The 11,460-nt window shown below is 68.9% G+C and carries 10 protein-coding genes and 1 pseudogene; 8 read left to right on the top strand and 3 right to left on the bottom strand.

Annotated features, from left to right (window positions below):
- Positions 1-171 precede the first annotated feature (171 nt).
- The 7 genes from AB0J12_RS36790 (at position 172) to AB0J12_RS36760 (ending at position 7,596) form a co-directional block, all read left to right on the top strand.
- Positions 172-1,128, top strand: a complete 957-nt coding sequence (locus tag AB0J12_RS36790; protein WP_363269083.1) for a 2OG-Fe dioxygenase family protein — start codon at positions 172-174, stop codon at positions 1,126-1,128.
- Entirely contained in the window at positions 1,119-2,051 is a 933-nt protein-coding gene (locus AB0J12_RS36785) for a fatty acid desaturase (RefSeq protein ID WP_363269082.1), read from the top strand. The genes AB0J12_RS36790 and AB0J12_RS36785 overlap by 10 nt, the downstream gene beginning before the upstream one ends.
- Positions 2,044-2,478, top strand: a complete 435-nt coding sequence (locus AB0J12_RS36780; protein WP_363269081.1) for a GFA family protein — start codon at positions 2,044-2,046, stop codon at positions 2,476-2,478. Before AB0J12_RS36785 ends, AB0J12_RS36780 begins: the two co-directional genes overlap by 8 nt.
- A 44-nt stretch (positions 2,479-2,522) precedes the next feature.
- A complete protein-coding gene (locus AB0J12_RS36775; protein ID WP_363269080.1) occupies positions 2,523-3,581 on the top strand; it encodes a radical SAM protein in 1,059 nt (352 codons plus the stop codon).
- Between the two features lie 145 nt (positions 3,582-3,726).
- Positions 3,727-4,956, top strand: coding sequence for a hypothetical protein (locus tag AB0J12_RS36770; protein WP_363269079.1), 1,230 nt, complete (start codon positions 3,727-3,729; stop codon positions 4,954-4,956).
- A 55-nt stretch (positions 4,957-5,011) separates the two neighbouring features.
- Entirely contained in the window at positions 5,012-6,319 is a 1,308-nt protein-coding gene (locus AB0J12_RS36765) for a peptide ligase PGM1-related protein (RefSeq protein WP_363269078.1), read from the top strand.
- Positions 6,316-7,596: an MFS transporter gene (locus AB0J12_RS36760; protein ID WP_363269077.1), complete on the top strand. Its 1,281-nt coding sequence runs from the start codon at positions 6,316-6,318 to the stop codon at positions 7,594-7,596. Before AB0J12_RS36765 ends, AB0J12_RS36760 begins: the two co-directional genes overlap by 4 nt.
- Positions 7,597-7,656: 60 nt before the next feature.
- Here the strand turns inward: AB0J12_RS36760 and thrS are convergent, their stop codons facing one another.
- Complete coding sequence (gene thrS, locus AB0J12_RS36755) at positions 7,657-9,669, bottom strand: threonine--tRNA ligase (protein ID WP_363269086.1); 2,013 nt, start codon at positions 9,667-9,669, stop codon at positions 7,657-7,659.
- A 232-nt stretch (positions 9,670-9,901) separates the two neighbouring features.
- Here thrS and AB0J12_RS36750 point away from each other — a divergent pair, with 232 nt between their 5' ends.
- Positions 9,902-10,396 carry a nuclear transport factor 2 family protein gene (locus AB0J12_RS36750; protein ID WP_363269076.1) on the top strand — a complete coding sequence of 165 codons (495 nt, stop codon included), beginning with the start codon at positions 9,902-9,904 and terminating at the stop codon, positions 10,394-10,396.
- Positions 10,397-10,462: 66 nt separating this feature from the next.
- On the opposite strand, the pseudogene AB0J12_RS36745 reads toward AB0J12_RS36750, so the two are convergent.
- Positions 10,463-10,639, bottom strand: a pseudogene (locus AB0J12_RS36745) (PucR family transcriptional regulator); the annotation flags it as partial.
- A 130-nt stretch (positions 10,640-10,769) separates the two neighbouring features.
- Positions 10,770-11,399 (bottom strand): hypothetical protein, encoded by a 630-nt coding sequence (locus AB0J12_RS36740; RefSeq protein ID WP_363269074.1) that lies wholly within the window; start codon positions 11,397-11,399, stop codon positions 10,770-10,772.
- Positions 11,400-11,460: the final 61 nt, after the last annotated feature.

The raw sequence follows: 11,460 nt of genomic DNA, 5'->3' as shown, positions 1-11,460 counted from the left end.
GCCACCCCGCCACCCGTACCCAGGCCCTCGGCTCCACCACCGGCTGGCAGTCCCCGACCCCGGCCACCGTCGAGGACACCACCGGCTGGCAGTGACAGCCCGGCAGCCCGTCGGAAGGCTGCCCCGACGGTACGGATCCCCCAAACGCCCAGCTCGCCAAAGGTTGACTCGATGCACGACTCCACATTCAGCGATGCCATAGCGGAAGTCCTGGAGATCAGGGAGCAATACGTCAAAGACCGCTCGGTCTTCGTCGAGGGCGCCCGAATGGTGCGTATTCTGCAGACGCTCGGCGCCACGGACGAGGACCTGGAAAGGATCAGGCTCGTCAGTGACCATCTGGCGCCGGATCCCACCCTGCCCTTCCGGGAATCCAAGAACGGCCGGTTCTGTTTCGACTTCGACCACTCGACGGTGTATCGCCTCGAGTCCCAGCCTTTCGCGCTGTCGGCGGAAGAAGACTTCGTACGACACGACTCCGGTCAGACCCGGATCTTCGAGGAGATCGGCAACGATCTCCAGGGGAATTCGGCCTTCCGGGCGCTCCTCGCCTTCAAGTCGATGATCTTCCGGGAGGTGCCGACCGCACCCAGGGCGAAGCTCGACTACGACAACCCGAGCTGGATATGTACGGTCTTCAACCTCCGGACCGTCAGCACTCCCGACCTCGTGGGGGAACCGGCCCTGGAAGGGGTGCACAGCGACGGCGTGGATCACACCATGACCACGTTCCTCGGCAGCGAGAACATGACGGACGACAGCGCCGTCACGTTCCTCCACGACATGCGGGAGAGGAACGCCACCCGCTGGAACGAGACGGACCCGGAGCTGGTGCTGGGGCAGTGCCGTCATCGGCACTTCCTCGACACCCTGATCGTGGTCGACCACGAACGCAAGCACAGTCTGTCTCCCGTCTCGGCCGTCGACAAGCGCCTGCCGGCCACCCGGGACATGCTCATCTTCTTCACCCGTAAGCCCGTGCTCGAAGGGCACATCTCGCACCCGTACGACTCCCTCAAGGCCCATGAGCGGCTCCCCATGGCGATCGGCCTGCCCTCGCCGGTGGCCAGGAGGGAGCTGGTCGGGGCCGGATCCCCCGTCGCCGGAGGCACGGCGCCATGGACGTGACCACGACCGAACGGCGGCTCGACACCGCGCTGCTGAGGCAGCTGGCCGCGGCCAGCAGGCGCCGGGTCGCCGTCCGGGCCTTCCTGATCCTTGCCGTCTACGCGGCCGGCGTCGCCGTCTCCGTGCACTTCGGGTTCGCCTACGGCGCGGCCCTCTTGAGCTCCATCGTGCTGGGCACGGTGCTGGCCGGCTTCCTGAACGCGGCACACGACTGTCTGCACCGCTCGCACCTGCGCTCCAAGCGGGGCAACCGTGTCATGGGCGCCTTGTGGTCCACACCTCTGCTGGTCAACTTCAGTGTCTACCGGTACCAGCACCTGGTGCATCACCGATTCACGGCGGTGGAGGGGGACACCGAGTCCCACCGCACCTATGCCACGGTCGGCGGTTACCTCTACGCGCTCACCGGCATCGCCCTGTGGCGGCACACCCTGGCCGGCCTGCTGGAGTCGTCCCGGGGCAGGTTCCCGGCGAGCGTCAACTCCGCGGGGCGCCGCAGGGAGGCGCGACAGGACGACGTGGCGATCGCCTGCTGGCTCGTCCTCATGGCGGCGCTGACCGTCGTCTTCCCGCGCGAACTCCTTTTCGCGTACTGGCTTCCGCTGTACTTCTCCGGGCCGGCGATCATCTTTCTCGCCCTGCCGGAGCACTACGGGCTCTACGGCTCCCCGGAGGTGACGCGCAATACGCGCACGGTCAGGTCCAATCCGTTGGCCAGATTCCTGCTGTGGAATGCCAACTACCATGCCGAACACCACCGTTATCCGGCCGTGGCCACTCTCAATCTGCACCGACTGCACCGGGCCATGCCCGTCCCTCATCCCATTCAGGAGAAGTCCTATCTCGGCTTCCACGCCAAGCTGGTGAAGGCCATCAGCGCGAAGGACCAGAGTTCGCTGAAAGGACCCCGATCCGATGTCTGAGCAGGTGGCCCCCGCCTCCACCACCGATCCGATCGAGCGCGTCCGGTACCACGGACAGTGTCACTGCGGCGGAGTGAAGTTCTCGGCCACCGCCAGCCGCAACCTCACCATCACCCTGTGCAACTGCGGGATCTGCTTCATGTCGGGGCATCAGGAGCTGATGATCCCGGAGGAGCGGTTCGAGCTCCACCAGGGACAGGAGTTCCTCAAGCCCTACCGCTTCGGCAACAAGATCGCCGATCACACGTTCTGCGCTGTGTGCGGAATCATGCCGTTCTATCGTCCGCGCTCGCACCCGACCGGATTCTTCAGTGTCAACGCCCGCTGCCTCGACCTGGGTGCCGCGGAGAACATCGATTACGTCGAATTCGACGGGCAGAACTGGGAAGAGAGCATCGCCGCAGGAATGCATGTCCTGACGGAATAGCCCCCGGTCCGCGCATTCGTTCCACGAAGATCTTGTGAGAAACCATGGAAATAGCGAACTCACCCGTTCAGCCGGTGCGGCAGACACCGGAAACGACACCCATCGAGCGCTTCGTGTGGGACCTGACCTACGCCTGTCCACTGCGTTGTCAGCACTGTCTCTCCGAGTCGGGCCGGCGCCCGGCAAGCATGCTCCGCCGTGAGGACGCCCTGGCGGTCGCCGACGTCATCATCGGCGCCCGGCCGAAGCGCCTGTCGATCGGTGGTGGCGAGCCGCTCCTCGCACCGTGGTGGGAGGACGCAACCCGGCGGCTCACCGCAGCCGGGATCCCGACCACGATCTTCACCAGCGGCTGGCTGATGAACGAGGCGATAGCCCGCAGGCTGGCCGATTCCGCCACCGGCGTCGCGGTCAGCGTCGACGGTCCCGGTGGGGAGGTGCACGACCTGATTCGCGGGCGCGCCGGCTCGTTCGAGAAGTCCATGGCCTCCCTGGAGCATCTCGACCGGATCAAGCGGGAGCGCCGGGAGCGCGGGGAGAGCTGCTATCGGCTCGGCGTCGAGTACACGGTCACGCGCAGCGGGTGGGAGGGCAAGGAGCGGTTCGTCGAGGACATCACCTCCCGGTTCCCCGAGGTCGACTACATCACCTTCGGGGCGGTGATCCCGGAGGGACTGGCCCAGGAGGAGAGGTTCGCCTCGCGCGAGCTGCTCACCGACGAGCAACTGGTGGAACTGAGCGAATCCGAAGCGGAACTGGCTTCCCACGCCAGGAGCGCGGCGCACGTCTCGGTCACCGACGCGCGGCTGTTCCTTCCGACGTCACCGCTGAGCGCAGAGGGCGAGACCATCGCGCACATCGAGGCGAGCGGCCAGCTGAGGGCCGTCACGAACTACGAGGCCAAGGTGGGCAGCGTCCTGGAGGAGCCCCTGGACGTCCTGTGGCGCCGGGCGCTCGACTGGCGCAACGACCCGTTCGTGTCGCAGCAGCGCAACTCCATTCGCAGCCTCGACGACTGGGCGCGCGTCACACGCCTGCTCGACCGGCGCTACGGGTCGGCCGCGGACAAGCTGCGGATCGCACGACGGAGGGGTGCGGCATGAGTCCGGCAGGTCACTGCCGCCCCGTCCGGGAGCGGCGGCGGAAATGATCGCGGAATCGATGCTCTACCACTCCCTCGTCGTGGGCCCGAGAGGACGGCGTGGCGGGTCGTTGCTCGCTCCGCCCCGGCCGCCCACGCCTGTCCCCGTGATCCGCGGATTCGGGGACGCCCTGGCGGAGAGCCGCAGCCTGCTGCGCCGGCGCGTCGAAGAGGCACACGAGGTGATCCACGCGGTCCTCGCCGGGGTGCCGGGTGCTTTTCCCGAGGTGGCTCCCGCCCCCGACGACCGACGGGCACTGCAAGATCACGCGTACGCGGTGCTGCGCACCTACCTCGATCCCTTTATGGCCATGGTCTTCAACGGCGAGGAGTCCGTCCGTCTCGCGGTGGGCGGCAAGCGTCTGAAGAAGGTGGCACGCCGGCTGCATGACGCGCTCGAGGAATGCGCCGCTGCCTACGAACCCGTCGCGGATCTCGCCGAGGCACTGGCGGACGCTTCACCCGGCTATCGCACCGTGACGTACGAGCGGGTGTCGGCCGCGCTCATCGTGCTCGCCGCATGGGATGCCTCGCACGAGGGCCCTGCAAGGGAGCTCACCGAGAGTCTGCTCAGAAGTGTCGAGCGGGACGGCCGTATCAGACTCGGCCTCTTCGTCTGCCCGCCCGTGGACTTCACCCGGATCAACGGCGACCAGCCCGAGCTGTATCTGCGCGATCACATGCATGGCAGCGTCCTGAGCCGCCTGGCCGGTCGCCTGCGGGAGCTGTTCCGCGGCCTGGAGGGTGCGGAGGTCGACGTGGAACTGCGCACCCTGATCGGCGATACGGACGAGGACGACTACCTCTGGTACGGCGTGCCCGCGCCCTCGCACCTGGACCGTCTGGCGCTGGACGCGCGCAGGGAGGCGCTCATCGCAGCGGTCACGCATTACCTGACCGAGGAGGTCCCCGGTGCCCGCGGCGGGCAGCCGAGGGTTTTCCGCGGTGCGGCCCTGGCCGTCGAGCGGCTCTCCGCAAAAGCGCCTTCGGCACAGTGCCGGAACGTGTACGCCTCCGTACTGGCGGATCCGTTCGCGTACTTCGACCGGCAGGACATCGAGGCCGAGATGGCCATCATGCGGGGCCTGTGGGCGCCGGGCTCCTACTACGAGGGGCTGCCCGAGCCCGATGGCGACGTCCTCGCCGGCATCGTCGTACGCAAGTTCGCGACCTACGCGATGCAGGGCCGGCTTCTGCGTGAGCTCGAACCCGACCTGGTCCTCGTCCAGACAGAACGCCCCCCGCTGTTGCGGGCCCGGATGTTGAACGCCGGCTGGGACGGGACCGGCCGTTCGTCGCTGCCGACGGTCGATTTCTTCGAGCCCGAAGACCGCTGACGGTGTCCGGGCGCCGAGCCGCCCACAGAAGAACATGAGAAGAGCGACCTGACATATGCCGAAAATCATCATCCTGAACGTGGGGACGGCGCACGCGCTCGGTGATCACGCCTCCAGCACCCACCCCATCACCAGATCGGGCTGGCGACACGCCTGGTTCGCCGAGCAGGGGGACGTCATCGTCAGCCCCGTGGCCGTGGACGAGGACTTCCTGGGATACCTGGGCGAAACGATGGGGTTCGACCCCGGCACCGTCACCGTCCTCAGCCGCGACCGGCTCGTCACGGACGAGTTCCTGCTGTCCGGGGACGTCCTCGAAGAACTGCGCGAGCTGACCGGCGGCGGCTCCCCATGGCGGCTGATGCCGTGCTTCTGGACGCCGGGCGTCGCTGAGCTGGCCTCGCTTCTCGGCATCGACGCGCGCGCCGGACTCGCTTTCGCCGACCAGCGCGGCTCCGACCTGCTGAACCGGAAGACCCACTTCCGCCAGCTGGCCGCCGGCGCCGGACTGCCACTGCCCCAGGGCTCGGTGGCCCGGACACCACGCGAGCTGGCCCGCGCGATCGAACGGCATCTGCCGTGTACCGGCACCGTGATCGTGAAGCAGGACGACGGGGCGGGCGGTCTGGGGAATCTCTGCCTGACGCGGGGCGAGACGACGCCGCTGCCCGGATCGCGCGAGACCCGCAAGGTCGGCGAGGACATTCCCGCGCTGGCCGACGAGGTCTGGGCCGCCTTGGCCGACGACCTGAGCCACGGTCTCGTGGTGGAGAGCTACCACGCCTCCGCGTACCAGTTCTACCTGGAGTACGCCATCGGCGACGACGGCGTACCCGCCTTCCTGGACAGTGGCGAGATCCGGCTGCGGCCGGACAGTGACCCCGAGTCGACCGAACTCGTGTGGGTCGGCCTGGACATACCGGCAGCGCTGCCCCCGGCCCTCGCCGCCGAGGCGATGCACCACTCCCTGCGCCTGGCCTCACTCACCGCGCAGATCGGCTACCGGGGCCACATCAACATCGACGCCATCGCCACCACCTCCGGGGACCTGGTCTTCAACGAGATCAACGCCCGCTGGGGCGGGGGCCTGGTCGCGCACAGCATCTGCGAACGACTGCTCGGCAAGGGGTACGCCGACCACCATGTGGCCGCGACCCTCCGGGATGTGCCGCCGGCTCCCCTGGAGGCCGTCCTGCGGACCCTTGGAGAGGAGCAACTCCACTTCAGTCATGACACGAGTGAGGGCGTGCTGGTCCTCGCCTGCGACCCGCTGCTGGTCAACAACTTGGAGTGCCTGGTCGTCGGCGCGACGAGGGACCGTGCACGGGAGATCGAGGCGCGGCTGAGGAAGGCCCTGGCATGAGTGCGAGTCCGCTGCGCCGGCGCGCCTTCCGCAGGTTCTTCCTGGGGCGGTCGCTCTCCCTGCTCGGTGACGCCGTGGTTCCCGCCGCTCTCGCCCTCGCACTGCTGCGTGCCACAGGCTCGGTCTCGTCGCTCGCGCTCGTGCTCGGATGCGCGATGGTTCCGAAGCTTCTCCTGCTCCCGGTGGGTGGTGTCGTCGCGGACCGCTTCAACGCCCGGACGGTCGCCGTCGGCACCGATCTCGTCCGCTGCGGCATGCAGTTGCTGGTCGGTCTGCAACTCCTCGGAAGCGAACCGTCGGTGGGGCTCATCGCGGCGGCCGAGGTGGTGGGGGGCGCCGCGTCGGCATTCGCCACTCCCGCGCTGTCCCCGCTCGTCACCGCCACGGTCGGCCACGAGGACCGGCAGCGTGCCAACTCGCTGCTGGGAACGGCCGGAAGCGTCGCACGCCTGGGCGGGCCCGCCCTCGCCGGACTGCTCATCTGGTCGGCGGGGCCGGGGTGGGCGTTCGTTCTCGACGCGGTGACGTTCGCTGCCAGCGCGACACTGCTGCTCAGCATCCGGGTCGCCCATGTTCCCCTGCCGAAACGGTCCTTCCGCTCCGACCTCACGGAGGGCTGGACCGAGGTGCGCAGTCGCGACTGGTACTGGACCAGCCTCGTCGCGCACGGCATCTGGAACCTCACGGCGGCGGTGTTCATGGTCCTGGGCCCGGTGATCGCCGTCCGCTCGCTGGGCGGCGAGGGCAGCTGGGTCGCCGTCCTGCAGAGCGGCTCCGTCGGTGTTCTCGTCGGCGCGCTGCTCGCCGGGCGCCTCCGGGTTCGCCGGCCGGTGGCGGCGGGAAACCTCGCCGCCGGTCTCTACGCCCTCCCACTGGCCACGCTGGCCGTTCCCGCCCCCGCACCGGTCGTCATCGGTGCCTACGGGGTGGCGATGGCCGGCCTGGGCTTCCTCGGCCCGGTGTGGGAGACCACGCTGCAGAACACGATCCCCGAACACGTCCTGGCCCGCGTTGTCTCGTACGACTGGCTCATGTCCCTCGGCGCCATGCCAGTCGGCTACCTCATGGCGCCCCTCGCCTCCGAGGCGTGGGGGACCGGGACGACCTTGACGACATCGGCGCTGCTCGTCGGCGGGTCGTGTGCGGCCACCCTGCTCGTGCCCGGGGTGCGCCGTTTCCTCGCCGCGACCGAGGAAGAGCGGCCCGAGCCGCGGCGGGACGCAGCCCGCGACGCCCGTCCGGTCGACGGCAAGGCGGACGGACGTATCGCCCGTTGACACACGGCGGCCCGTATCACCTCCTGATACGGGCCGCCGAGTGTCGGGTGCGCAGAGCCGTCAGTCCTTGAGGCCGGGGAACAGCTCCGCCGTCGGCGAGGCGTTCTCGCGCCGCTGGACCCAGTCGGCGATGGCTTGAACGGCCCTGCTCACCGGCACGCCGTTGACCTGGCTGCCGTCACGGAACCGGAAGGACACCGCCCCCGCCTCCGCGTCCTTCGCACCCGCGAGGAGCATGAAGGGGATCTTCTGCGTGGTGTGGTTGCGGATCTTCTTCTGCATGCGGTCGTCCGAGACGTCCAGCTCGGTGCGCAGGCCCTTGAGCCGCAGCGCCTCGTCCACCTGGCGCAGATGCGGGATCTGCTCGTCGGAGATCGGGATGCCCACCACCTGCACGGGTGACAGCCATGCCGGGAACGCCCCCGCGTAGTGCTCGGTGAGCACACCGAAGAACCGCTCCAGGGAGCCGAACAGCACACGGTGGATCATCACCGGGCGCTGCCGGGAGCCGTCGGCGGCCGAGTACTCCAGGTCGAAGGCGTTCGGCAGGTTGAAGTCCAGCTGGATGGTGGACATCTGCCAGGTCCGGCCGAGCGCGTCCCGGGCCTGTACGGAGATCTTCGGCCCGTAGAAGGCGGCGCCGCCCGGGTCGGGCACCAGCTCCAGGCCGGATTCCTGGGCAGCCGTGCGCAGCGCCTCGGTCGCCTTCTCCCAGATCTCGTCCGATCCGACGTACTTCTCGTCGTCACGGGTCGACAGCTCCAGGTAGAAGTCGTCCAGGCCGAAGTCGCGCAGCAGGCCGAGGACGAAGTCCAGCAGCGACTTCAGCTCGTCCTGTACCTGGTCCTCGGTGCAGAAGATGTGGGCGTCGTCCTGCGTGAGTCCGCGCACCCGGGTCAGGCCGTGGATGGTGCCGGACTTCTCGTAACGGTAGACGGAACCGAACTCGAACATGCGCAGGGGAAGTTCACGATAGGACCGCCCCCGCGAACGGAAGATCAAGTCGTGGAACGGACAGTTCATCGGCTTGAGGTAGTAGTCCTGCCCCGGCTTGCGCACGTTGCCGTCGGCGTCCAGCTCGGCGTCCAGATGCATGGACGGGTACATGCCGTCCTTGTACCAGTCGAGGTGCCCCGAGGTCTTGAAGAGGTTCCCCTTCGCGATGTGCGGCGAGTTGACGAAGGAGTAGCCGGCGGCGAGGTGACGCTGCCGGGAGTAGTTCTCCATCTCCATCCGGACGATGCCGCCCTTGGGGTGGAACACGGCGAGACCGGAACCGATCTCGTCGGGGAAGGAGAAGAGGTCGAGTTCGGTGCCCAGCTTGCGGTGGTCCCGCCGTTCGGCCTCGGCGAGCAGTTCCAGATGGGCGTCGAGCGCCTCCTGGGACTCCCATGCGGTGCCGTAGACGCGCTGCAACTGCTGGTTGTTCTGGTCTCCGCGCCAGTAGGCGGCCGCCGTGCGCATCAGCTTGAAGGCCGGGATGTGCTTGGTGGTCGGCGCGTGCGGGCCGCGGCACAGGTCACCCCACACCGTCTCCCCGCTGCGGGGATCGACGTTGTCGTAGACGGTGAGTTCGCCGCCGCCGACCTCCATCACCTCGGCGTCGTCGACCTCGCTCTTGAGGTCGACCAGCTCCAGCTTGAAGGGCTCGTGGGCGAGTTCCTCCCTGGCGGCTTCCACGGAGCCGACGACACGACGGGAGAACCGCTGGGAACTCTTGATGATCTGTTTCATACGCCGCTCGAGCGTGACGAGATCTTCAGGGGTGAAGGGGCGGTCCACCTGGAAGTCGTAGTAGAAGCCGTCCTTGATCGGCGGGCCGATGCCCAGCTTGGCCTCGGGGAACTCCTGCTGAACCGCCTGAGCCAGCACATGGGCACACGAGTGACGGATGACGCTGCGCCCCTCCTCGCTGTCCGCGGTGACCGGCTCGACGACGGTCTCGGACTCAGGAGCCCACGACAGGTCGCGCAAACGCCCCTCGGCGTCCCGTACCACGACGACCGCCTGGGGGCCCTTCGGCAGTACTCCCGCATCGCGGAGCGCAGTGCCGGCGGTAGTCCCGGCCGGCACCGTCAGGCTCGGTGGGATCACGGACTGGACAGCACCTGCTTGCGACACGAAGGCTCCTCGAAAAGGATCGGCATTTCCTGGCGATGCTAACCACGGCAGTAGAGCGAAAGGGCGGCACCCGGAGGCCCTCTCCGCTTCCCGCATGACGGGTTAAGGTCGTCACCAGTCTTGTGCACAGGTCCCTGACCAGGCACTTCTCTCGGAATCGACCGCTGCTGCCAGGAGGTGGCCCATGCCCGTACCCGCTTCACACAGCTCTTCCGTTTCCGGTTTCGGCCTGTCCGGATCCGGACAGAAGGAGGCCGAAACCATCTGGTCGGTCGTGACCGGGCTCTACGCGGCCCACGCGTACGGAGACGTGGGCCGGGTGGATGAACGGCTGGATCCCGAGGCCACGATCTGGCACTCGGAGGCGGAAGCGCTGCTGCTCGGCAAGGGCGACCTCGACCGGCTGCGCGCCGGGCGGGATGTCGCTGGAACCGGTCCCGAGGTAGCGGCCTACTGCGCCCACGACCCCCTGATCGACGTGTCCGGGCACATGGCCCTGGTGCGCTACTGGCTCCGTGTCGACTACGTACCGGCGGCGGACGGCACGCCGCTGCGCCCGGAACGGGTGCGGAACACGGCCGTACTGCGTCGAAGCTCTGCCGTGTGGCGCATCGTGCACCTCCACGAAGAGGTGTGGGAAGCCGGCGGCATGCCCGAGCCGGACACCGGCCCGGCGTGACATGCCGATCCCTCTCGGCTGCCGAACCGCGCCCACGCCCGGCACCGGCCCTCCGGGAGAGGCGGCCGGCAAGTCGAGCGGCCGGGCACCGCTGACCGCGGTCACCAGCGTGTGGCGGTGCGCGGCCTCGGCGGCTGCGCAGCCGGAGTCGAAGTAGGCGCTGAGCGTGTCGAGGAGCGGCTCGACGCCGCCGCGGGCCGTGGTGAGCGGGCCGAGAGCGCCGACGACAGACACGGCCAGACTGGGCAGGTACGGCCGGCTCAGCCCGACCGAGAGTGAGCCGGAGGATCTCCAGCCACCAGCCACGCCGGAGCCGGGTGCACAGAGGAGGTACCTCCCAGACGCCGGCCTGTTCATGGGCACGCAGCAAGGCTTAAGCGACCGCCGTGCGTTGCAGTAGCCCCCAGGTGAACTCCGCCACCACCTCGTGGCGAACTCCGCTCGCGTCCGGTGCCGTGAAGGCCAGGCCCCAGCGGGTCGGAGCCGTGCCCTCCAGGGGGCGGGCCGGGGCGAAGGCGCGGGCCGCCTCGTCGACCGTGCAGGACCAGGGGGTCAGGTCCTCCAGGGTGCGCAGGTCGGGGGCCGGGGCGTCCGGGGCGCGGACCAGCCACTCGTTCCAGACCGCGCCGTGCGGGCCGACGAGCACCTCGAAGCGCAGGTCGGGCCAGAGGGGGAGCGGCCACTGCCAGGCGGCGCACTCCAGGTCGCCGACCGTGCGCTTGCCCTCGGACTCCGGGGGGCCGAGGACCGAGCGGTACCGGGAGGCCGCCGCGCGGGCCCGGGGTGAGCGGATCATCGCCTGCCAGCGCTTGTTCGCCTCGCGCATCTCGGCCAGGGAGACGCCGAGGGTACGGCGGGCGTCGTCCACCAGCTCCGGGTTGTGGTCGGCCATGCGGCGCAGCAGGACCAGCTGGAAGTCACGGCGGGTGAAGGGGGCGGCGGGGCGCCGGGACGAAGGGCGCTGGGAAGAGGGCGGCACGTGCTCCATCGTTCCCCAGTCCATCCGCGCACGTCCGCACCATTGCCCGGGCGAACGGTATGTGACTAGCCTGTGTTCGTCATGC

The organism is Streptomyces sp. NPDC049915, from assembly GCF_040656475.1.
Lineage (GTDB): Bacteria > Actinomycetota > Actinomycetes > Streptomycetales > Streptomycetaceae > Streptomyces.
Note: the sequence above shows the minus strand (reverse complement) of the source record. Positions and strands in the feature narration are given on the sequence as shown.

Bases quoted from the DNA above. Each gene is read 5' to 3' on its own strand.
- AB0J12_RS36790 (WP_363269083.1), top strand. From the start codon at position 172: ATGCACGACTCCACATTCAGCGATGCCATAGCGGAAGTCCTGGAGATC.
- AB0J12_RS36785 (WP_363269082.1), top strand. From the start codon at position 1,119: ATGGACGTGACCACGACCGAACGGCGGCTCGACACCGCGCTGCTGAGG.
- AB0J12_RS36780 (WP_363269081.1), top strand. From the start codon at position 2,044: ATGTCTGAGCAGGTGGCCCCCGCCTCCACCACCGATCCGATCGAGCGC.
- AB0J12_RS36775 (WP_363269080.1), top strand. From the start codon at position 2,523: ATGGAAATAGCGAACTCACCCGTTCAGCCGGTGCGGCAGACACCGGAA.
- AB0J12_RS36765 (WP_363269078.1), top strand. From the start codon at position 5,012: ATGCCGAAAATCATCATCCTGAACGTGGGGACGGCGCACGCGCTCGGT.
- AB0J12_RS36760 (WP_363269077.1), top strand. From the start codon at position 6,316: ATGAGTGCGAGTCCGCTGCGCCGGCGCGCCTTCCGCAGGTTCTTCCTG.
- AB0J12_RS36750 (WP_363269076.1), top strand. From the start codon at position 9,902: ATGCCCGTACCCGCTTCACACAGCTCTTCCGTTTCCGGTTTCGGCCTG.
- AB0J12_RS36740 (WP_363269074.1), bottom strand. From the start codon at position 11,399: ATGGACTGGGGAACGATGGAGCACGTGCCGCCCTCTTCCCAGCGCCCT.